The organism is Spirosoma rhododendri, assembly GCF_012849055.1.
Classification (GTDB): Bacteria; Bacteroidota; Bacteroidia; order Cytophagales; family Spirosomataceae; genus Spirosoma; species Spirosoma rhododendri.
This window is the reverse complement of record NZ_CP051677.1, coordinates 2,412,379-2,435,973: the sequence shown is the minus strand read 5'-3', so window position 1 is coordinate 2,435,973 and position 23,595 is coordinate 2,412,379. Positions and strand designations below refer to the sequence as shown.

The window sequence follows — 23,595 nt, the reverse complement described above, 5'->3', positions numbered from 1 at the left end:
CTTGACACTGGTTCCGACGAACTGATTACGCTAACCCCGGCATGGATATTCGGTTGGGTGTTGGCGAATGCGTACGAATCGACGGGGTTATTGGCAGTCACTTTTTTTCAAAATGGGCGGCTTACACTCGACCCAGCAAACGCTTATTACGAGTACCGACTGGTAAAGTGAGTACAGACAAGCTCTCCCTGTTTCAGCTACGTATACCGGTCATTCAGACCGTCATTCTGCCCGATTAGTGGCGCAGGTCAACTCGCTTTACGTCTAAAATTTGTAAATTTTGGGAGCGACATGCTTCGTGTATGACGTATTGACTAAAAAGTTGGGTTTTGCCTGATTTCCATTAGCCGTTCGGGTCAGTTGATTCGAAGGTGCCTGTAATTCGCTTAACTGCGTTATGAATTTAATCCGTTCGGCTCTACGGAAGCCAATCACAATTCTGGTTCTGGTAGCGAGTTTGTTTTTCTTCGGTATCAACGCCGTCAGGAACATCAAGATCGACATTTTCCCCAACCTGAATCTGCCGGTCATCTACATTTCCCAGCCATTTGGTGGGTACACGCCGAACCAGATGGAGTCGTTTTTCGGCAAACAGTACATCAACCTGCTGCTGTATGTGTCGGGGGTGAAGAGTATCGAAACCAAGAATATTCAGGGGCTGACCCTCATCAAGCTCACGTTCTACGAAGGCACGAATATGGCGCAGGCAGCTGCCGAGGTGTCGTCGTACTCCATCAGGGCGCAGGCTATTTTTCCGCCCGGTTCGCAACCGCCTTTCATTTTGCGCTTCGATGCCTCCACACTACCCGTTGGGCAGTTGGTATTGAGTAGCCCGAAGCGTACCAACAACGAATTGCAGGATCTGGCCAACGTCTACGTCAGGGCGGGGTTTAGCTCCATTCCGGGGCTGGTGGCGCCGGCCCCCTTCGGCGGTAACTCCCGGACGGTTGTGATTCGGGCCGACCCGGAACTGATGCGGGCACACAATCTGTCGCCCGATCAGCTGGTAGCGGCCTTGCGGATCAACAACCAGGCGACACCCGCCGGCAACGTGCGCGTGGGCGATTTCAACTACTTCACGCCCGCCAATACGACGGTCAGGAATATCGAGGATTTTGGCAACATCCCGCTTTTCACCGGCGGGGTGCAGAATCTAGCGTTGAAAGACGTCGCGACGATTGAAGATGGGGCCGACATTACGCAGGGGTACGTACTCGTCAACGGAAAACGCTCGGTCTACCTGCCCATCACCAAATCGGCCGACGCATCGACCTGGGAGGTGGTGCAGAATCTCAAGGCCGCCCTCCCCCGCTTTCAGGCCCTGCTGCCGGAAGACGTCAAACTGACGTATACCTTCGACCAGTCGGTGTACGTCATCAACTCCGTAGAAAGTCTGCTGACCGAAGGAGCCATCGGCGCTGTGCTGACGGGGCTGATGGTACTGCTGTTTCTGGGCGACGTACGGGGTGCGCTGATCGTGATTATCACCATCCCGACCTGTATCATTTCGGGGGTGCTGTTTCTGTCGCTGTTCGGGCAGACGATCAACATCATGACCCTGTCGGGCCTCTCGCTGGCGATCGGTATTCTGGTCGACGAATCGACGGTTACGATTGAGAATATCCACCAGCACCTCGACATGGGCAAGCCCAAAGCCCTCGCCATCTGGGACGCCTGTAAGGAAATCGCGTTCTCGAAGCTGCTGATTCTGCTGTGTATTCTGGCCGTGTTTGCCCCCGCCTTTACCATGTCGGGCATTCCGGGTGCGCTGTTTCTGCCGCTGGCGCTGGCCATTGGCTTCTCGATGATTACGTCGTACGTGATGGCGCAGACGCTGGTGCCGGTGCTGGCCAACTGGATGATGAAGGGGCACGATCACGCGTCGACTAATCACGCGCCGGTATCGACCCTGAACGGGAAACCAATCAATGGCAATGGCCACATTAACGGTCAGAACGGTTCCGTCCAGAACGGCACTGTCAAGACCATGACGGGGCGCAACACAGACGACGATATTCTGGCCCAGAAACAACAGCTGGCCCACAAAAAAGACTTCGATGGCGACGGTAAAATCGGTTTGTTTGAGCGTGTCAGGGCGCGGTTCGTCCGATCGATCAACCGCTCGCTTCCCTACCGCCGACCCATTGTACTGGTGTACGTGGTGGGTGCGCTGGCACTGGCGGGTCTGCTGGTTTCGCTGATCGGGCGCGACGTGCTGCCGAAGGGTAATGCCGGGCAGTTTCAGGTTCGGTTACGCTCGGCCGACGGAACCCGACTGGAAAAAACCGAAACGACAATGTTAAAAGCGCTCGACGTGCTGAACGGCATTGTCGGCAAAGAAAACATCGATATCACATCGGCGATGGTCGGTATGCACGGCGCGCAGTTTTCGACCAGCCCGATCTACCTGTTTATGGCCGGGCCGCAGGAAGGCGTTTTGCAGGTCAGCCTGAAGGAAGACTACGATGTTGATCTGGATGAGCTGAAAGACGAGTTTCGGGCAAAGATGGCGAAGGCGTTACCCGACGTTAAGATGTCCTTCGAGCCGATTGAACTGACCGACAAGATTCTGAGTCAGGGGTCGCCTACGCCGATTGAGGTGCGGCTGGTGGGTAAGAACAAAAAGCAGAACGAAGAATACGCCAACAAGGTCATCGCCAAACTCCAGCAGATTCCGTACCTGCGCGATGTGCAGCTCGGCCAATCGACCAAATACCCGACTATCGACGTCAACATCGACCGGACGCGGGCCGCACAGCTGGGCACCGACGTATCATCCATCTCGCGCTCGCTGATTGCGTCGACGTCATCGTCGCGTTACACCGAAAAAAGCGTCTGGATCGATCCCAAGTCAGGGCAGAGTTACAGCGTGCAGGTGCAGGTGCCGGAAAACCGGATGAGCAGTGTCAGTGACCTGGGCGAAATTCCGGTGACACCCAACAGCAACCGGCCCGTGCTGGGCGACGTAGCCACGATTCAGAAGGGCACAACCTACGGCGAAAACGACAACCTGGGCGCGGTACCGATGATGTCGGTTACGGCCAACCTCAACGACATTGACCTGGGCACGGCCGCGCACGACGTTCAGAACGCCATCAACTCGCTGGGCGAACTGCCGCGCGGCCTGACGGTGAAGCTACAGGGGCTGAGCGAAGTACTGATCGATACGCTCAACAGCCTGCAAACGGGCCTGATCGTTGCCATCGTCGTTATTTTTCTGATGCTGGCGGCCAACTTCCAGTCGTTCAAAGTATCGCTCGTTGTGCTGTGTACAGTTCCGGCCGTGCTCGTCGGATCGCTGAGCCTGCTGATGCTGACGGGGTCGACGCTGAACCTGCAATCGTACATGGGCATGATTATGTCGGTCGGGGTATCGATTTCCAACGCCGTCCTGCTGGTGACCAACGCTGAAGAACTTCGCCTGAAAAGCGGTAATGCCCTGCAAGCGGCCCGCGAATCGGCATCGGTGCGGCTCCGCCCGATCCTGATGACCAGCGTGGCGATGGTTGTCGGCATGATTCCGATGGCGTCGGGGCTGGGCGAAGGCGGTTCGCAGTCGGCTCCGCTGGGCCGGGCCGTCATTGGTGGCCTGATCGCGTCTACCTTTGCCGCCTTGTTTATCCTGCCGCTGGCGTTTGCCTGGGTGCAGGAAAAAACAACCACCGACTCCGTATCACTCGATCCCGAAGACAAAAACAGTAAGTTTTACATTCCCGCAACGTATGAATCGGCTACCCAAAAAGACATGGTCTAGTCTGCTGGCAGCAGGCAGTTTTATCCTACTCAGTTCGTTATCCGGCTGCCAATCGTCCGCAGGAAAGGAAGATAGAGAAAAGAAAGCCGACGAGGCCAAAGCGGCCGAAGGCCCGGCCACAGTAGAAACCTTCGCGCTGCAACGCGGCAAACTGGCGTCGGCCCTGCACCTGCCGGGTGAGTTGATCGCTTACCGCGACGTCGACATCTACGCCCGCGTAACCGGCTATATCAAAACGCTGAACGCCGACGTCGGCACGGAGGTTCGGCAGGGGCAGTTACTGGCACAGGCCGAAGCCCCCGAACTCAACGCACAACTGGCATCGGCGGAGTCGAAGCTGAAAGCGCAGGAAGCCCTGTCTATCGCCAGCCGGGCCAACTACGCGCGGGTGACCGAAGCGGCCAAAAACCTGCCCGGCGCCGTATCGAAAAACGACATCGATCAGGCAATGGCCCGGCAAAACGCCGATCTGGCCCAGCTGGCAGCGGCCAAATCAGCCTACCGCGAAGTCGCCGACCTGCGGCAGTACCTGCAAATCCGCGCGCCGTTCGACGGTATCATCAGTGCCCGTAACGCCAGCACGGGTGCCTACATCGGACCGGCGGGCAAAGGCTCGGAATTTCCACTGTTTGTCCTGACCGAACAACGACGGCTGCGTCTGGTGATTTCGGTACCGGAAGCCTACACCGGTTACGTCGATCAGGGCGACCCGATCTCGTTCAGCGTCCGCGCGTTCCCCGACCGTACCTTCAACGGACAGGTGAAGCGCGAAGCCGGTGCGCTCGACAAAAAGCTGCGTTCCGAACGCGTCGAAGTCGATGTGCAGAACAGTGACCGGAAGCTGTTGCCGGGTATGGTTGCCGAAGTAAACGTACCAATGCCGACGAGCAGCAACGCGCTGATCGTACCGAAATCGGCCATTGTCAACGCGTCGACGGGCGTATTTGTGATTCGGGTGAAGGGGCAGAAAGCCGAGTGGGTGCCCATCAAACGCGGACTGGAAGCCGACGAAAAAGTAGAAATATTCGGCTCACTCACCGAAGGCGACAAGCTCATCACCGACGCCACCGAAGAAATCCGCGACGGCTCGCCGGTCAGTGTGAAGTAATGAATGTACAGTACAATCCCAGCGTAACAGATTAATGATGCTGTTTGTCAGAATTTTACTGTACAGTTTCATTATCGCAATGGTACTCAGTTGCGGCTCACCGGTAAAACAGTGCCCCCCACTACAGTATCGCTACGGGAAACAGTTGATTCAGTTCCCGATAACGGTTGAGCAGGCAAAGCAAGACTACGGTGCTCCTTTTGACTTGAAGAACGTAGTTACTGATCATCCAGATTACGAAAAATGGACGACAATTATATACTGCGCAGATTATCAAAGAGCTACGGACTCCGTTTCTGCGAGTGACACATACCGTTCCGTCTATGCTGTAACGATAAACAAGCCTGTTCAGCCCGATAGTACGCGACGAAAGATCTCAGCAGATTTCAAGAAGCCGTTTGGCAAGAAGAGGTGGGGTACCCCGCAATGGTCTGAAGACTATTACATGCTGCGTATTAACGAGTGTCATGTAGTGCTTATTCACCGATCATTTACCACGTCTTCTCCTGAGCGTCCCTGGGTTATTACGTTTGGTTACGACTTTACTGATGCTGAGGCCGAGCGATTTGTCAGGAGGGGTGGCGACATAAGTGAATTCAGTGATTATCTAAAATGATAACGAGATTGTGCATTGAATCACCCGGAGATTAACAGACCCTATTCACACAAATACCCGAACGTTTGGCGGTTCTTTTTAGTGATGGGCGTCGGGACGCTGGACTGGTAGAGCAACGCCATTTGCTCACGGGTCGTTAGTTTATTGTCGGCGTCGTAGGTCAGCGTGTACGTACTGTTTTCCCGCATGTCGGCACGGGCACCGCTGCTGGTTAGGTTGTACGATTGCAACGACGTCATGGCCAGTTGCTGCCAGAACCGGCCCGGCACCGTCTCGACGTTCATCGCCAGGGCAGCTACCGTCAGCAGGGGGCGGTACGCAAATCGGACGTAGGGCGACGGCTTCGTATCAAACGTAAAGACTTCTTCCTGCGCCAGCACCAGCCCATCACGCAGGGTAAAAACGTCGCGTTCGGTGGTCAGATTTCCCGACGCGTCGTACGTAAACGAGTAGTCGCGCAGGCGGGTCAGGGAGTTGGCCGGCAGCACTAGCCGGGTTTCCAGAATGCGCGTCAGCGTACTCGCAGCGCCGTACTCTAATGAATACGTCGCCTGCACCGTTCCACCCCGGCTGAACGTGGCGCTAACCGGCAACGAGCTGGCCCCGTAGCCCATCGTAATAACGTCCTGCCCATTGGTCAGGCGGGTAGGCAGGTTATCGTTCAGGTCGACACCGAACGTGGCACTCTGGCTGGCGGTTCGGGCCGAGATGGTGTTTACGCCCGACGTGCCGTAGGTAAACGACCAACTGGTTTCGTCGGTCAATTTGCCACTGGTTTCCACCAGTTGATCAGTTACGGTGCTCAACCGGCAGGTATCCGTAGCCGCCGGATCGTCGTGGCGGCAGCCTGAACCGATGAGCAGGCCCGCGATGAGCAGGCTAAAACAGCGGAGTAGAATTGTATGCATAGTTGTTTTGCGTATCAAACAAATATAGGTCCAGCCTGATTGACACCGACCGCTTTACGGCGGAATTTTACGGGCTCAATCTCTCGCACTATGCACCTCTCTTTCCATTGGCTTACCCGCAGCATTGGGCTGTTTATTGGCAGCTATTTTTTAACGACCAGTACCGGTTGCCAGGGGCAGCCGCAAGCGCCCGCTACCCTTGTCGTCAACCCAGCCCAAACGTTCCAGCGCATCGACCATTTTGGCGCGTCTGATGCATGGTCGTGCCAGTTTGTTGGTCAATGGCCCGATGCCAAGCGCAACGCCATCGCCGATCTGCTGTTCAGCCGGGACACGCTGACCAACGGGAATCCCATCGGTATCGGCCTATCGATATGGCGGTTCAACGTCGGTGCCGGAACGACGGAGCAGGGCAGTGCTAGCGGCATACGCGACGAATGGCGCCGGGCGGAGTCGTTTCTCAACACCGACGGCACCTACGACTGGAACAAGCAGGCCGGGCAACGCTGGTTTTTGCAGGCGGCCAAACGGCGGGGCGTTGCCAGCTTTCTGGCGTTTACCAACAGCCCGCCGGTACAATACACGATCAACGGCAAAGGCTTCGCCACCAATAAAATCCCGAATCTGGCCCCCGACCGGTACGATCAGTTCGCCCGCTTTCTGACCGACGTAACTACGGGCGTTGGCGCGAAGACCGGCGTTACGTTCAACTACATTAGCCCGGTCAACGAACCACAATGGGACTGGAGCGACGGTGGACAGGAAGGTACCCCGTTCTACAACAAGCAGATCGCGGGCATCACCCGATCGCTCAGCAAACAGCTACAGACCAGCCAGTTACCAGCCAAAACCAGCATCGCCGAAGCGGGGCAACTTGATTTTTTAGTTGGCGACAATAAGAAACCCGGACAAGGTCAGCAGATTCAGTCCTTCTTCGACAAGGCTTCGCCCGATTACGTCGGCGACTTGCCTACGCTGGTTCGCGCGGTGTCGGCCCACAGCTATTTCACGACCTCGCCCTATGCGAAAGCCGCCGAAACGCGTCAGCAGATACGCAAAACGCTGAACGGCGTGGCTGATTTGGGCTACTGGATGTCGGAATATTGTATTCTGGGCGATAACGATGGGGAAATCAACGGCTCCGGCAAAGGGCTGGGCATCGACCCGGCGGTGTACGTCGCCAAAGTGATTCACAACGATCTGGTCAACGCAAACGCATCGGCCTGGCATTGGTGGCTGGCGATTAGCCCGTATGATTACAAAGACGGGTTGATTTACATCGACAAGAATAAAACCGACGGTGCCTATCAGCCCTCGAAAATGCTCTGGGCACTGGGTAACTACAGCCGTTTTATTCGCCCGGGCGCGGTTCGGATCGACGCAACGCTGCCGCAGAATACAAGCAATTTGCTGGTTTCAGCGTACCAGAACACAGATCGGAAACTCGTTATCGTCGTGATCAATACCGGCACCGATTCCCAACTGATAACGCCGGTACTAGCATCGGGGCAGCCGGCGAATCTGGCCATGTACACGACCTCGGCCACAACGAATCTGTCCCCTTCGGCCCGGCCAAAACCGGGAACGCCACTTACTATTCTAGGCCGGAGCATTGTCACGCTGGTAGGCGATCTACCAAAGTAAGGCGCACGGGTTCGTCTTGTTCGAGAGGTTATTCATAGATTTCACTGTTTTGTACAAGCCATGATTTTTGTCATCCCGACGACAGGAGGGATCTTCGGCAGGTAGTCGAAAATTTCCCTCTTACCGAAGATCCCTCCTGTCGTCGGGATGACAAAAACGGTTTCTGAAAGATCGCTCAAAACGACCTTTTGCCGTTTACCCAGTAGCGGAATGATTCTGTTTGAGCCGGATTAAGTTGTAGCTTCGCTGACGGCAAACGCGGGTATTTTCGTTCTGGATTATACCCTATTTTCGGTTGCATCCCCCTTATTTGTGTTGATCGATACCCCACAACAGGCACTCATCGAACGAATCCGCGACATCGGCCACGCCGAAGCCGTCCGGCGTTTTTTTGGGTTGCTGAAAGAACTAATTGATGTTGTCAACCTGCCCAACGGCGACGCGCGGCTGGCATTCACGATCCGAAAAGATCAGAAAGCCATCACGGCGAATGTCAACTTTTTCTGGGCCTTACGGCTGGTGAAACCGCACCGGGGCGAACCCGAATTCTGGCTGACGATCAAGAAGTCGGCGCAGGACCAACTGGTTGATTTCCCCGAAATTGATTTCAGTGGTGTTAGCCAAAAGTCCGGCTATGTGGCGGCTGTCATCGGGCAGTCGAGCGCGCACCTGCTCTACCAGCCCGCCGTTCAACAATGCTGGCTCGACTGCCTGCCCGAACTGGTTGAAACGGGCAAGCGTGGGCCCCACTCGGCCCGGCACAACCCCGACGTGTACCGTGCTGCTGAAGACGAAGCGTTTCTGAGCGAGCTGATCCGGCTGGCCGACGACCCCTCGCTGGGCGAACGCCACCTGAACGGTCACACCGTCGAAGAACTTGGTGCTGATTACGAAACGCCCGACCGCAACGTCCCCGACAATCAGCCGCACAACCTGATTCTGTACGGACCACCGGGCACCGGAAAAACCCATGCCCTGCAACCCTACCTGCGCGACGGTCGGGCCAGTCTGATTACGTTCCACCCGGCCTACGGCTATGAAGAGTTTGTCGAAGGCATACGGCCGGAAGTGGTGGGCAGTCAGGTCAGCTACAAAGTCAGGAAAGGCATTTTCTACAAAGCCTGTCTGTCGGCGGTACAACTGGCGGGTTACGCAACGCTGGCCGACTGCCTCAACGATTCGCCCGACAATCGCCAGCGTAAACTGGCGCAGGCACCGGCTCATTTTCTGCTGATCGACGAGATCAACCGGGCCAACATCGCCAGTGTGTTCGGCGAACTGATTACGCTCCTCGAAGCCGACAAACGACTCGGTGCCGAACACGAACTCTGGCTGACGCTCCCCTACTCACAGGAGCGTTTCGGCGTACCGGCAAACCTGTATGTGGTCGGAACGATGAACACGACCGACCGCTCGATTGCCCTGCTGGATATTGCGCTGCGTCGCCGGTTTTCGTTCCGCGAACTCCGCCCCGATCCGTCGGTGCTGCCTATGGTGGAGGGTGTCGATCTGGCGCAACTGTTACGGACGATCAACGAACGTATCGAATACCTGCTCGACCGCGACCATCAGCTCGGCCACGCCTATCTGCTCAACATCTCGACGCACGCCGAGTTGTGCGACGTCTTCCGCGACCGCATCATACCCTTGTTGCAGGAATATTTTTTCAACAACTGGGCACAGATTCAGCTTATACTAGGCGATAACATGGCGTGGGGAAAAGAACCCGAGCAACGCCTGATCTGGGTTCGCAAGAAGTACACCAGCACCGCCACAACCAACTTGTTCGGCGACATCCCCGACACGGTAGATGACGTCGTCAGCTACGAAATCAACCCGCATTTGCTGGCGCATGAGTATGAACAGGTACCCCCCGCTGCTTTTGTCCGCATCTACCAAAAACCGGTGTAGGCAAATGTAGCCTAGCGTAAAAGTAGCCTGGACGTCCGGGCTACAAATAACCTACTCACGATGAAAGCACTCGTTCTGACCGAATACAACCACTTTGAGATACAGGACCTACCCCAGCCGAAACCCGGCCCAAACGAGGTACTGGTGCGGGTACAGGCCGTAGGTATATGCGGCTCCGACGTACACGGTATGGATGGGAGCACTGGCCGGCGCGTCCCGCCGATTGTGATGGGACACGAAGCATCGGGTATCATCGCCGAAGTCGGCAGCGACGTGAAAGACTGGTCCGTTGGCGACCGCGTCACCTTCGATTCGACGGTCTATGCGCTCGACGACTGGTACAGCCGCCGGGGGCAGTATAACCTCAGCGACGGCCGCGAAGTCGTCGGCGTATCAGCGCCCGATTTCAAGCGGCAGGGTGCGTTCGCCGAGTTTGTAACGGTACCGCAGCATATCCTGTACGCCATCCCCGACAATGTCAGCTTCACACAGGCGGCACTGGTCGAGCCGGTAGCGGTGGCCCTGCACGCGTTGAGCCTGACGCCCGTTCAGGTCAACGACTCGGCAGCAGTCGTTGGCGCGGGGATGATCGGGCTGTTCATTATTCAGGCGCTCAAACTGGCAGGCTGCTTCCCCATCATCGCCATCGACCTCGACGATGACCGGCTTACCCTGGCACAGACACTCGGTGCCACCCACATCATCAACGCACACTCCGCCGACGTATCGCAGCAGGTGCAGGCACTTACGCACGGACGCGGTGCCGATGTTTCGTTTGAAGTCGTCGGTGCGGGGCCAACGGTGAAAACGGCCATCGACTGCGTACGAAAAGGGGCGACAGTAACGCTGGTCGGTAACCTCGCCCCGACGGTCGAGATGCCGTTGCAGGCAGTCGTGACGCGGCAGTTGCGGTTGCAGGGTTCATGCGCTATCAACGGCGAATACGAAGCGGCACTGGCCCTGATCTCATCGGGCCGTATCAATGTCGAAGCGATCCTCAGCGCCGAAGTACCGCTCGCCGACGGTGCCGACTGGTTCAGACGCCTGTACGCCAAAGAAAAAGGGTTGATCAAAGTGGTGCTGAAACCGTGAGGGAAGGCGTCGGATCTGTCATTCCGACGACAGGAGGAATCTTCGGTAAAATGAGACCGCTATCTGGTTACCGAAGGTCCCTCCTGCCATCGGGATGACAGACAATACGGCAACTAGCCGCCTGTCTTTTACAGATAAGGTTGGTAAGTCGTCACACCCACTGCCGTCTCAATAACCAATCTGTCAGTTGATAGCGTCAGGATGTTCCCGGATGCCCCCGGCCCGAAACAGTCAACAGCGTTACACTGCTCTGCATTATCGACTGGTGGCTCAGGAATACCTTTTACATCTGTAAAATCAAGAACATTGCCTTTACGCCTAAATCGATGTGGTGAACAGCAGGCCACGTATCGGCCGTTGGCTCCGTACAGAATAGTACCATTCGGAACGAATGTCGTGATGGTGTAATTACCCGGCGGCTGGCTTACGACCCGCCCATCAGCGAATCGGACTGTGATTGCCTGCCAGGTACGATAGAGCGGATCCGCTGGGTCGACAGAATGGTGGCAACTCAATACGCTCATCAGGATCAGAAATAGCAATTGTCGATACATGTCTCAGCAACTTTTCTGAGTAGAAGACTCCGGCTGGCTGTATTTCGTTGTAATCAACAGTACTGAATTGTATGCCTGCTCCGCTTCGTATTGCCATTATCGGCCCCGGTAAAGTAGCCCACCTCCACGCTAAAGGCGTTCTGCAAACGTCAGACACCAAACTCGTAGCCGTGTACGGCCGCAACGCCGACAAAGCGTCAGACTTCGCGCAGGTCTACGGCATTCCGTTCTACACTGATATTGCTGAGATGGTCAGTCGGGAGCAGGTCGATTTGTGTCTGGTCTGCACCCCTCACCCCGCCCATCGCGAACCAACTGTTGCCGCCCTCGACGCAGGGGCGCACGTGCTGGTCGAGAAGCCGCTGGCATCGTCGCTGGAAGACTGCGACGCGATGCTCGAAGCCGCCCGTCGCAACGACCGGCATTTGGGTGTCATCAGTCAGCGTCGGTTCTACGCGCCCTGTCAGCGTATCCGACAGGCGATTGACGCGGGTGAACTGGGTAAGCCGGCGCTGGGTGTGGTGCAGATGTACGGCTGGCGCGACGAAGCTTACTACCGGAGCGATCCGTGGCGGGGTTCGTGGGCGGGCGAAGGCGGGGGCGTACTGGTCAATCAGGCACCGCATCAGCTCGATTTGCTGCTCTGGTACATGGGCGAGGTCGAATCGGTATACGGCGTCTGGCAAAACATCAACCACCCGTATATCGAAGTCGACGATACAGCGGTGGCGATTGTCCGGTTCAAAAACGGGACGCTGGGCAACATCATCGTCAGCAACAGTCAGCAACCGGGTTTATACGGAAAAGTACACATCCACGGCAGTAGTGGCGCGTCGGTGGGTGTGCAGACCGACGGCGGGGCCATGTTCATTGCTGGTCGGTCGAGCATCGCCGAGCCGCCTGTCAACGACCTCTGGACCATACCCGGACAGGAAAAGCAACTGGCGGAATTTATAGCCGAAGACACCGATTTTTTCAATCAGATCGACGCAACAAGTTACTTCTTCGGTCTACAGATCGCCGACTTCCGCGACGCCCTCCGCGACGGTCGCGCCCCACTCGTCACCGGCGAAGACGGCCGCCGGGTCGTCGCCCTGTTTCAGGCGATTTACGAATCAACCCGGACGGGAAAAGTAGTTGAATGGTAGAATGATTGAGTGATGGAATGAACGGTCCGCCGTCGCGGTGAGTAAGCTGACGCATGCAGCATTCAATCACTCAATCACTCAATCATTGCTTATAGCTCACCCGGTAGATGACACCGTTGTTGTCTTCGCTGAAAATGAGCGAGCCATCGGGCAAGGTCGCGATGCCGACGGGACGACCAAACTGAGCCTGATTGTTATCAACCAGAAAGCCGGTTACGAAATCATCGACCCGAACGGGAGTGCCGTTTTCGAAATGCACCCGAACGACTTTGTAGCCCGACGGTTTTGTCCGGTTCCACGAGCCGCGCATCGTTACGAAAGCGTCGTTCTGGTACTCCGCTGGAAACTGGCTCTGCGTGTAAAACTGCCAGGCCAACGGAGCCGCGTGAGGATCGTATTCCAGCAGAGGTTGTGTTGCTTTGGCGGCATAGTCAGCGTACGTGCCGGTAGTGGGGCGGGGATGTGGGTTGTACTGGTTCTTACCGTACAGATACGGCCAGCCGTAATCAGCCCCTTGCTTAATCTGGTTGATTTCTTCGCCCTGCACTTCGTCGCCCAGCCAGTCGATGCCGTGGTCGAAACCAAATAGCTCTTTCGTCTGTGGGTGCCAGCCGAAGCCAATCGTGTTCCGCAGTCCTTTGGCAAAAACGGTCCGGCCCGTACCGTCGGGATTAGCCCGCAGGATCGTTGCGTTTTCCGGATTAGGCTCTTCGCAGGCGTTGCAGGTGCTGCCAACCGTGATGTATAGCATCCCGTCGGGGCCAAACGCGATGGTCCGGTTGGCATGCTGCCCCGCGTCGGGCAGGTCGTTAAGGAGCTGCCGGGGCTGACTGATCGTACCGTCAGCGTTCATGTCGGCCACATACAACTCCTTGACCGTGACGATATACAACTGATTGGCGTGGATGGTTAGCCCGTGGGCGTTTTTCAGTGTGGCAACCGTCTGCTTGGCATCCGCCACGCCATCGCTGTTGGTGTCGCGCAACAGCGTGACTGTACCCGCTGTTCGGTCAGACACGTACACATTTCCCGTCGATGATACCGCCAGTTGCCGGGGCTTACCAAGCTGATCGGCGTATTTCGTGACGGTAAAGCCAGCCGGTGCCTTCAACTGGGCGATTCGTTCGTTGGTGGCTGGAACAAGGGCTGGTTCGAACACATTACCGGTTATAACGGATGACGTGGGCTGCTCGTTAGTTTCGGGAATATTGATCTTGTTGACCTCATCTTCCTTACAGGCAACCAGTACCGTGATCAATAGCATCCCGGCACAGAGTGACGATAAACGTACTGTGTTCATGCGCGACTGAGTTATAACGTTGAGTGATTTCAGCCCGCTCATTACATTTTTCCTACAGGCTAACTTATTAAAAAGACATTAAGCAGTTGAAGGTTTACATCCCAGCCCCATTAGTGAGCGAATGGGCCATTTTAAAGAGCGAAAGAGTGAGAGAGCGATGCCACTGAATAGCCACTCTTTCACTCATTCACTCTTTCGCTCCTTTAGACCTAGTTCCCCGGATCGGCGGGGGTGTTCGCATTGTTATCGCGTTCGGTGCGGGGATACGGCAGGAAGTTTCGATTGCGTTCACCCGTCGCACTGGGACCCGACCGACCAAACCGGCGGCTGTCTTCCAGCCGGAAACCCTGAAACGCCAGCTCGATCTGCCGGTTGCGGTAGATTTCTGTCAGCACAGCGTCGGCCGTAACAGCACCCGAATAAGCGGGTAGGCTTGCCCCAACACCCCAGGCGTCAGACGCGGCCGTTTTAGTCAGCACCCGGTTCAAAAAGATTACGGCATTGGTCAGGTCGTTTTTGCGGGCGTACGCTTCAGCCTGAACCAGCAGCATTTCTCCGGGCAGATACACCGGAATGGAAGCAGCATTGGCGGTGTAAAACCCAGTACCGAGGTTCTGCGTCGCGGCCGGGTTCGAGCGGATATAGAACGATACCCGTCCGTCGCCCGTTGCTGGCGTCAGCCCAGTAGGTAGCCCAAGGGCAGCATTGGTTGGCTCGAAAACGTTGCGATTACCGAAGGCATACTGAAAAACCGGGTTGCGCGTGTTGTCGTCGAACGCGAAATACGACCGGCTACTCAGGTTTACTTTAGCGGCTGCCGCCAGTGCCTTGTCGTAGTTACCCGCCATCAGGCTGTACCGGGCGATCAGTGCCTGCACCGTGTTTGGAATATCGATTCCCGTTACGATTTTTTGGGTAAACGCACTCGACACGGGGGCTGCCGCCAGTTGGGTAGCCGCTGTTTCCAGTTGAGTAATGGCTTCGGTCAGCAGTTGTGCCCGTGACACGAATGGAGCGTTCGTACCCGACACCAGCGGAGCCTGCTCGAAAAACTCGGCCAGCGTACCCAGGGCCAGTGCCCGAAAAATAGCCGCGTACCCAACAATACCACTGCGGGTTCCGGCGTCGGTTACGACACCCAGATTGGCCAGCACGATGTCGGCGTTCGACTTAACAAGCTGACTCGTTTGCCACAGGTTGCGCACAACGGCATTGGTGTTGTTGACGTTGCCCAGCCCCTTGCTTAAGTTGTCTTCATCGACGTTACCCGCGTTGAGCACGACCAGTTCACGGGTAGTCAGGCCACCGGCGGCAACGGCGTTGTAGAGTACGCTGACCGAACTGTTGGCGGTATACCGGTATTGCAGGCCGTTACAGAGCGTGAGCAGCCCGTCGACCGAACTAACGGCCTGTTGCTGACTCACCGCACTGGGGTTCAGATATTCCTGTGTACAGGCCTGCTGCGCCAGCAAAGCCCCGGTCAGGATTGTTAAGGAAAGAAGTCGTTTCATATGCTTAAAGTCTGTTATCAGGTCCGGGTGGTTTAGAACGTGGCCGACAGCCGGAGTTGATAGGTGCGGGGAATGGGAACGTTACCGAAGTCGACGGCGCGGAGCAGATCAGTGGTACCGCCTGCGTTGGTTTCGGGATCGAAGCCGTTGTATTTGTCCCACGAGTACAGGTTGCGGCCCACCAGCGACACGCTCAGGTTGCTGATCGCTTTAGTCAGCGGGGGTAGTTGGTAGCTCAGCGCCACTTCCCGCAGCTTCGTATATGACCCATCGTCGATGCGCCACTGCTGCGTGTTGTAGATACCGAAAATGTAGCCGCGCGGCAGTTCACCCCGCAGTTCTTTCTCCGCGAAATCGCCAATACCTACCCCCTGCCGGGTACGCTTGTCAGCGTTGAATACGTCGACGCCCTGTACCGCGTCGAGCAACAGATGCAACCCCAGCTTACGGTACGAGAAATTGGTACTGAACGAACCCGTCCATTTCGGGTTTGGGTTGCCGATAATGATATTGGCCGTCGTGTAGCGGGTGTCTGGCTGCCCTTCGGCCGTGCGGGCCGCTACGTACTCGACCGAACCGGTCGGCTGCGACAGCGCCCGCTCCGACTGCGGAAATCCCGACGAGGTCAGCAATAGCGAACCGTCGGTGTTGTATGCATAACCGGTTCCGTAGAACACACCGGCCGGTTGCCCTTCCAGCAGGTAAACCGGTGCACCAGCTACGTTGTCGATGGAGATGGCGGGTGTTCCCAGCGACAAAACCTTATTGCGATTTCGGTTGAAAATCAACGTCACATCCCAGTTGATGTCACGTGTTTTCACCGGTACCACGTCGAGGACCAGTTCCAGCCCCCGGTTTTCCATCGTCCCGACGTTGTTGACAATACTGGTGCCACCCGTCGATGCGGCTAGTGTCCGATTGACAACCAGATCGTTGATTTTCTGGTGGTAAAGCGTAACACCCAGGCTGAGCCGGTTATTCAGAAACGCCAGATCAACCCCGCCTTCGAGTTCGGTCATGCGCTCCGGCCGAACCCGCTCGTTAGCCAGCGTCGTTCCGGGTACAATGGTATTTTTACCGAGGAACGGCACGGGTGTGAACTGGTAGAAGCGGCTATATGTCCCCACGCCCGATAGGTTACCCGCTTCGCCGTAGGATGTTCGTAGTTTCAGACTACTGAACGCCGACGACAGCCCTGCGTTCTTCCAGAAACCCAGATCAGACACGATAAACGAGCCGCTTACTTTGGGGTAAATCTGGTTGGTTTCGGAGGCTGAAAACTTCGATGACCGATCGCGCCGGACGGCGGCCGTCAGGAAAGCCAGGTTACGATAGCCCAGCGTCGCCTGCCCGAAATAGCCGCTCAGGCTGTACCGATCCAGCGCGTAGTTACTCTGCACGGTTGTACTGGTAGCGCCGTTAATGGTTTCAATGAAGGGAGACAGGCCGCGCCCGCTGGAAACGGTATAGTCCTGCCGGTTGTACTGGTAGTTGAACCCGGCGATGACATTCAGCTTAAGATCGGGCATTAGCTGCCGTTCGTAGCTGGCATTTAGATCGGAGTTGAGCAAAAACACCGAGTTATTGGCCGTAGCCGCGAAACCGTCCGGGTACCGGGCGTCGGGCAGACCGGCCTGCGCCTGGTAGGGATACGGCCGGATGTAGTTCTGCCCAATCTGCGCGTAGGTGTCGACCCCCAGAATGTAGTCGATGCTCAACCCCTTGATCGGCGTCAGGTTCAGTTGTACATCGCTGATCGTCCGGTTTACCGACTGCGTGAACTTCATGTCCTCAATGGTCGAGAGCGGGTTCACGCGGGTTGGCTCGACAGCAAGCAGGTTGCCCCCAGCGTCGCGTTGCGTAATGTCGTAGATATTATTGGTGATGTTGACCGCGTTGATTGGGCTATAGAATACGTTGCCATTGGCCTTTTCGTTAGAAAAGCTGTTGATATAGCTTAATCCGGCTGAGAGTTTGGCCCAGTTGGTCAGCCGCTGATCGACGCGGGCGCGGAGGTTATAGCGCGTAAAATCGGTGCCCTTGATGATGCCCTGATTCTTCAGGTACCCCGCCGACACGTAGTACTGCGTATTGTCGCGGCCACCCGATACCGACACGGCGTTATCGGTACCGTAGCCCGTGCGGAAAATCTGATCGAAGTAATTGTACCGCGTCACGTCAACCAGGTTGGTAGCCAGCTGACTTGTCGTACCATCCCGAAAAATTCCCGTCGTTGTTACGCCAGGATTGGCGGTTATCTGCGCGGCTGTCGGCGTGCCGATGGTGTACAGTCGGAAGCCCGCGAAACCAAATTGCTTTCCGTACGTATTGATCGGCACGCCCTTCCGCAGTTCGTTGATGCTGACCGAGGTCGATACCGTAACGCGGGGTGCTCCCGACGTACCGCGCTTTGTCGTAATCAGCACGACGCCATTAGCCGCCCGCGACCCGTACTGTGCAGCCGCAGCCGCCCCGTTGACGACGTTAATACTGGCAATGTCGTTGGGGTTCAGGTCCGACAGTCGGTTTTGCCCCGCGTTAGCCGAACCAATATCGTTGGCCGACGCCAGTTGCGAAACGTTAGTACTCAGGTTACTGACGATAACCCCGTCGATGACGTACAGTGGATCCGACGAACCAGCCAGCGACTTGATACCCCGGAGCCGGATACTGATCCCACCCGCCGGGTCGCCGGAGTTCTGCGTGATCTGTGCGCCCGGCACTTTCCCCTGCAACGAATTAATTAGGTTGGGCGAACCCGACTGCGTCAGGTCAGCACCACGGATGGTGCTGATAGCATTTCCCAGTTCGCGCCGGGTCGTAGTAATCGTCGATCCCGTCACGACGACTTCATCCAGATTAGCCACGTCCTCTTTCAGTTGCGCGTTAGTAGCGATGGTTTCGTCGCGCCCCAGCGTAACCGACTGATTGACCACACCATAGCCCACGGCGGTAAACGTCAGCGTGTAGGTACCGGGTGTAACGGTAGCGCTGAAGTTGTAATTACCATCAGCATTCGACGCGGTTCCATTCAGCCCGGCAGCGGTACCGGTGAGTTGAACCGTCACGCCCGGCAGGGGCTGCCCGGTAGCGTCGGTTGTACGGCCGGTAAAGGTGTAGCGGGTACCTTGTCCGTACGTGGTTGTGAACATGAAGAGGGTCAGTCCGAGTAGCCACCACAGGCGGCAACGCGGACCAACGCGTGTGTAACGGTTGTTCATAGACGCGTATTTTGGGATGAAACAAACAAGTAATCAATTCGGGAACGCGAAATATAACCATAAAAAAGAGGGCACTTCACGCCATTCATCAACATATTGTTTGGCTACAAGCAGCTTCAACGTTACAGTATTGTCGAAACGGCGGAAAACCAACTCAGTATAGAGCCGCGAACGGGACCCACTCATAATCAGCCTTCATAACTCCGCTCTATAGCGCGATAAAGAAAATCGCTTTGACCCGCGCCGTCTCATGGGGCTAGCTTTGTATTGGCCGGTTCGAGTAGAGCAGGTCATTTATCTTACCACCGTACTTGTATGTTCAGGATCATGACGAGCGGCTTATTGCTGCTTTCGACGCTGGCATTGGCCCAGCAAAAACCCCTTACGACCAACACGGGTGCACCGGTTGGTGATAATCAGCACTCGAAAACCGTCGGGGCCGACGGACAGGTGCTGCTCGAAGACATTCACCTGATCGAAAAACTGGCGGCTTTCGACCGGGAGCGCATTCCGGAGCGGGTTGTTCACGCTCGGGGTACTGGTGCCTACGGTGAGTTTGTGAGTGCAGCTGATATGTCGGCCTTCACAAAAGCGGCTCTGTTTTCGCAGCCGGGCAAAAAGACGCCCGTTTTCGTCCGTTTCTCCACGGTTGTGCACAGCGTCGGCTCGCCCGAAACGCTGCGCGACCCACGCGGTTTTGCCACCAAGTTCTACACCGAAGAAGGCAACTACGACCTCGTCGGCAATAACCTGCCGGTGTTCTTTATCCGCGATGCCATGAAGTTCCCCGACATGGTACACAGCTTCAAACCATCACCGATCAACAACAAGCAGGACGCTAACCGGGTATTCGACTTCCTGTCGCACATCCCCGAATCGACGCACATGCTGACGTGGGTATACTCGGACAATGGGACACCCGCCAGCTACCGCGAAATGAACGGGTCGGGTGTTCACTCGTTCAAGTGGGTCAACGCGAAAAACGAAGTGACGTACGTAAAATACACCTGGAAGTCGATGCAGGGCGTGAAAAATCTGACCGCCGAAGAAGCATCGGTTGTGCAGGGACGCGACTTTCAGCACGCCACCACCGACCTCTACGACAACATCCGCAAGGGTAACTTCCCATCGTGGGAGCTGTACGTGCAGACGATGAAAAAGGCTGACTTCGACAAGCTCGATTTCAACCCCGTCGATCCAACGAAAGTGTGGCCGGAATCGGTGGCTCCGCTGAAGCTGGTGGGCAAGATGACGCTGAACCGCATCCCCGACAATTTCTTCCAGGAGGTCGAGCAGTCGGCGTTTGCGCCCGGTACACTGGTGCCCGGTATCGAGCCATCGGAAGATAAGCTGTTGCAGGGTCGCCTGTTCTCGTACTTCGACACGCAGCGGTACCGCATCGGCAGCAACTTCCAGCAACTGCCCGTCAACGCGCCCAAAGTGACCGTATCGACCAACAACCAGGACGGTGCGTTCAGCAATCGGGTAAAGAACTCAGATGTGAACTACGAGCCGTCGGAAGAGAGTGGTACGCTGGCTGACAATGCGAAGTACGATTATTCGGTATCGACCTTCGCCAACGCATCGACCACGCAGGCCCGCATCACCAAGCCCGACGATTTCCGACAGGCAGGTGAACTCTACCGGTCGTATTCGGAGAAAGACAAAGCCAACCTGATCAAAAATCTGGTGGGCGATCTGTCGGCCGTGCGTAACCGGAAAGTGGTGGCCAAAATGGTTAGCCATTTCTACCAGGCCGACGCCGACTACGGCAAACGCCTGGCGGCTGGTCTGAACATGACCCGTCAGGAACTGGAATCGCTGCTGGCCAGCAAATAAGCATTAGCTATAACCTATGAGAAAGTACGCAGTCAGCCCGCGCGTTTTGCCGGACTGGCTGCGCTGCTGTATGGTAAAACGACCCATGAAATCATTGCTTTTTTGCCTGCTGCTCCTAACCGTCGCGGGTGTAGCACAGGCACAAGTCGATCTGTTTTCAGCCGCCCGCAACGGTGATCTGGCAACGCTGAAGCAGGCGCACGACGCCAAAGCCAATCTTGACACGACCGACGCCCGTGGGTTTACACCGCTTATTCTGGCCGTGTACAACAATCAGCCCGACGCGGCAACTTACCTGCTAGACGCCGGTGCATCGACAGCCATCGCCGACGGTTCGGGAAACACAGCCCTGATGGGTGCGTGCTTCCGGGGGTATCTGCCGATGGTGAAGCTCCTGCTTACGCACAAAGCCGTCATCAATCAAGTCAACCGCAACGGTGCTTCTGCGCTGATCTTCGCCAGCACCTTTGGCCACGCCGACATCGTCCGGTATCTGCTGGAACAGAAAGCCGATACCAGTCTGCACGACAGCCGGGGTTACACCGCCCTCGATCACGCCCGTATGCAGGAAAACCCAGAAATCGTAGCGTTGCTGGAGAAATAAAAATCCAAAGAGTGAATGAGTGAATGAGTGAATGAGTGAAAGAGCGATGATGCCGGATGGTCGCTCTTTCACTCATTCACTCTTTCGCTCTTTGGATTTCGTAGCTTTGATGATTCAATTCACTCGAATCATCAAATGAACTATCGTATTTCTGTCGGTTGGCTGCTGAGCGTGTTGGCCCTGACCGTTCAGGTCGCTGCGGCCCAGACGACATCGGGTAAACAACGGTACAATAATCTGCAACAGGCTCTGTTTGCCAGCGGTCAGCTTAGCGGTTCGTCGGGACCGCGCAACGTCAACTGGATCGATGGGGGCACCCGCTTCTCGTACATCGCCGACCAGAACACCATCAAATCACTGTCGCCCAAAGACCAGAAGGAAAGCCTGATCTTCGACGGCAGTCAACTGCGGTTTCCCGGCACCAATAAACCGTTTACTTACGAGGAATTTCAGTGGTCGAAAGACTCGAAAAACATCCTGTTCCAAGCCAATTTCCGGCCCGTCTACCGCCGGTCGGGCATCTCCGATTACTACGTCTACTCAGTGGCCGACAAGAGCCTGAAACTGGTGGCGAAGGATGCACAGACGGCTGAACTCGCCCCCGATGGGCGCAAAGTGGGCTATGAGCGCGGTGGCGATCTGTACACGTTCGATTTCGCCACTCAGCAGGAAACCCGCCTGACCAACGACGCGAAACCCGCCTTTTACAACGGTCGGTTTGGCTGGGCCTACGAAGAAGAATTTGGACTGGCACAAGCCTGGTACTGGTCGCCCGACAGCAAATTTATTGCCTTCTGGCAGTCGGATGAGCGGCAGGTGCCCATCTACCGCCTGACCGACTACACGGGCTTCGACGAAATCTACGACTCGCTCCCCTACCCCCGCGTTGGCGACAAAAACCCGACCGTTCGCATCGGCGTGATCGAACTGGCAAACCAGCACAAGGAATGGATGAACGTCGACCTCGGCGACGGCTACATTCCCCGCATCTACTGGACCTCGCAGGAAGGACAGCTGGCACTCGTTCACCTCAACCGCAAGCAGAATCACATGCGGCTGTTCATGACCAACGGACGCACGGGAGCCGCGAAACAGATCATGGAGGAAACGGCCGCCAAATGGGTCGACGTGTTTGATTTCTTCGCCAACATCAACCACCTGCTGTATTTCCCGGCGGGGGTGCAGGAATACTACTGGGTGTCGGACCGCGACGGCTTCGCGCACCTGTACCGCTACGATTATTCGGGTAAGCTGCTCAACCCCGTTACGAGCGGAAAGTGGGAAGTGACCTACGTGCACCACATCGACCCGAAAACCCGTAAAGTCTACTTTACCTCGACCGAAGCCGCACCTACCGAACGGCAACTATTCTCGATCGACACCGACGGCAAAAACAAGCGTCGGCTGACGACCGTGCCGGGTAAGCACACGGTCGATTTTTCGCCCAACGGCCAGTATTTCATCGACCAATACTCGAACGCACAGACGCCCACGCAGGTCGAACTGCGCGACGTATCGGGTAAGCTGATTAAAACGCTGGAAACCAACGAGGACGTGAAACAGTACGTCGCCAGCCATGTCTACGCGCCGAAAGAACTGACCAGCTTTACCACCAGCGACGGGCAGAAAATCGACATCTCGATCATCCGCCCCATCGACTTCGACCCGACGAAGAAGTACCCCGTCATGCTTGACATCTACGGCGGACCGGGGGCGCAGTCGGTGTACAACGAGTTCAACACGCAGGGCTGGCATCAGTGGCTGGCGCAGTCTGGCTACATCATCGTGGGCGTCAATAACCGGGGATCGGGTGGCTACGGACGCGACTTCGAGAAGATCGTGTACGAGCAGCTGGGCAAGTACGAAAGTCTGGACTTCGCCGAAACGGCGGGGTATCTTACCAAGCAACCCTGGGTCGACGGGCAGCGTATCGCGATTCGGGGTCACTCCTACGGCGGCTACATGAGCAGTTACACCATGCTGACTCACCCCGGTGTATTCCGCGTCTCGCTCGTCGGTGCCCCCGTTACCGACTGGCGTTTGTACGATAGCATCTACACCGAGCGGTATATGGGTCTGCTGCCTGAAAACGATGGGAAGTACAGAGCCAGTGCCGTCACGACCTATGCGAAAAACCTGGCGGGTAAGCTGTTCGTGGCTCACTCGACGATGGACGAAAACGTCCACGTCCGCAACACATTTCAGCTGATGAAAGCGCTGGAAGATGCGGGCAAAGATGCCGACCTGCGCATTTACCCACCGGGTACGCACCGGGTTTCCTACAACACGGCTAGTTATGTGCTGCTCTATCAGCAATACACCGACTATTTAGCCGAGCATCTGGCCAAATAGAAGCGCGCTGTAGACCTGATTGTAAAACGCAGA

At 56.4% G+C, this 23,595-nt stretch carries 13 protein-coding genes; 9 read left to right on the top strand and 4 right to left on the bottom strand.

Annotated features, from left to right (window positions below; genetic code table 11):
* Positions 1–397: 397 nt before the first annotated feature.
* On the top strand, positions 398–3,754 hold the full coding sequence (locus HH216_RS10200) for an efflux RND transporter permease subunit (protein WP_169550726.1): 3,357 nt from the start codon (positions 398–400) through the stop codon (positions 3,752–3,754).
* The gene (locus HH216_RS10195) at positions 3,723–4,862 is read left to right on the top strand and encodes an efflux RND transporter periplasmic adaptor subunit (protein ID WP_169550725.1); all 1,140 of its coding nucleotides are present in this window, start codon (positions 3,723–3,725) and stop codon (positions 4,860–4,862) included. Before HH216_RS10200 ends, HH216_RS10195 begins: the two co-directional genes overlap by 32 nt.
* Before the next feature lie 657 nt (positions 4,863–5,519).
* Here HH216_RS10195 and HH216_RS10190 read toward each other — a convergent pair.
* Positions 5,520–6,386 carry a hypothetical protein gene (locus HH216_RS10190; RefSeq protein ID WP_169550724.1) on the bottom strand — a complete coding sequence of 289 codons (867 nt, stop codon included), beginning with the start codon at positions 6,384–6,386 and terminating at the stop codon, positions 5,520–5,522.
* Between the two features lie 90 nt (positions 6,387–6,476).
* Here HH216_RS10190 and HH216_RS10185 point away from each other — a divergent pair, with 90 nt between their 5' ends.
* The 4 genes from HH216_RS10185 to HH216_RS10170 all read left to right on the top strand — a co-directional run bounded on the left by HH216_RS10185 (position 6,477) and on the right by HH216_RS10170 (position 12,735).
* Entirely contained in the window at positions 6,477–8,030 is a 1,554-nt protein-coding gene (locus HH216_RS10185) for a glycoside hydrolase family 30 protein (protein ID WP_169550723.1), read from the top strand.
* Positions 8,031–8,342: 312 nt separating this feature from the next.
* Positions 8,343–9,941: an McrB family protein gene (locus HH216_RS10180; RefSeq protein WP_169550722.1), complete on the top strand. Its 1,599-nt coding sequence runs from the start codon at positions 8,343–8,345 to the stop codon at positions 9,939–9,941.
* Between the two features lie 60 nt (positions 9,942–10,001).
* Positions 10,002–11,033 carry a galactitol-1-phosphate 5-dehydrogenase gene (locus HH216_RS10175; protein ID WP_169550721.1) on the top strand — a complete coding sequence of 344 codons (1,032 nt, stop codon included), beginning with the start codon at positions 10,002–10,004 and terminating at the stop codon, positions 11,031–11,033.
* A 625-nt stretch (positions 11,034–11,658) separates the two neighbouring features.
* A complete protein-coding gene (locus HH216_RS10170; RefSeq protein WP_169550720.1) occupies positions 11,659–12,735 on the top strand; it encodes a Gfo/Idh/MocA family protein in 1,077 nt (358 codons plus the stop codon).
* A gap of 82 nt (positions 12,736–12,817) precedes the next feature.
* Here HH216_RS10170 and HH216_RS10165 read toward each other — a convergent pair whose 3' ends face one another.
* The 3 genes from HH216_RS10165 to HH216_RS10155 form a co-directional block, all read right to left on the bottom strand.
* Entirely contained in the window at positions 12,818–14,035 is a 1,218-nt protein-coding gene (locus HH216_RS10165) for a PQQ-dependent sugar dehydrogenase (protein WP_169550719.1), read from the bottom strand.
* Positions 14,036–14,244: 209 nt separating this feature from the next.
* Positions 14,245–15,546: a RagB/SusD family nutrient uptake outer membrane protein gene (locus HH216_RS10160; RefSeq protein WP_169550718.1), complete on the bottom strand. Its 1,302-nt coding sequence runs from the start codon at positions 15,544–15,546 to the stop codon at positions 14,245–14,247.
* Positions 15,547–15,578: 32 nt separating this feature from the next.
* Positions 15,579–18,767, bottom strand: a complete 3,189-nt coding sequence (locus HH216_RS10155; protein ID WP_169550717.1) for a SusC/RagA family TonB-linked outer membrane protein — start codon at positions 18,765–18,767, stop codon at positions 15,579–15,581.
* Positions 18,768–19,082: 315 nt separating this feature from the next.
* On the opposite strand from HH216_RS10155, the gene HH216_RS10150 reads away from it, so the two are divergent.
* The 3 genes from HH216_RS10150 (at position 19,083) to HH216_RS10140 (ending at position 23,562) form a co-directional block, all read left to right on the top strand.
* A complete protein-coding gene (locus HH216_RS10150; protein WP_217371903.1) occupies positions 19,083–20,606 on the top strand; it encodes a catalase in 1,524 nt (507 codons plus the stop codon).
* An 85-nt stretch (positions 20,607–20,691) separates the two neighbouring features.
* Positions 20,692–21,210, top strand: coding sequence for an ankyrin repeat domain-containing protein (locus HH216_RS10145; RefSeq protein ID WP_169550716.1), 519 nt, complete (start codon positions 20,692–20,694; stop codon positions 21,208–21,210).
* 135 nt (positions 21,211–21,345) lie between these two features.
* Complete coding sequence (locus HH216_RS10140) at positions 21,346–23,562, top strand: S9 family peptidase (protein WP_169550715.1); 2,217 nt, start codon at positions 21,346–21,348, stop codon at positions 23,560–23,562.
* Positions 23,563–23,595: the final 33 nt, after the last annotated feature.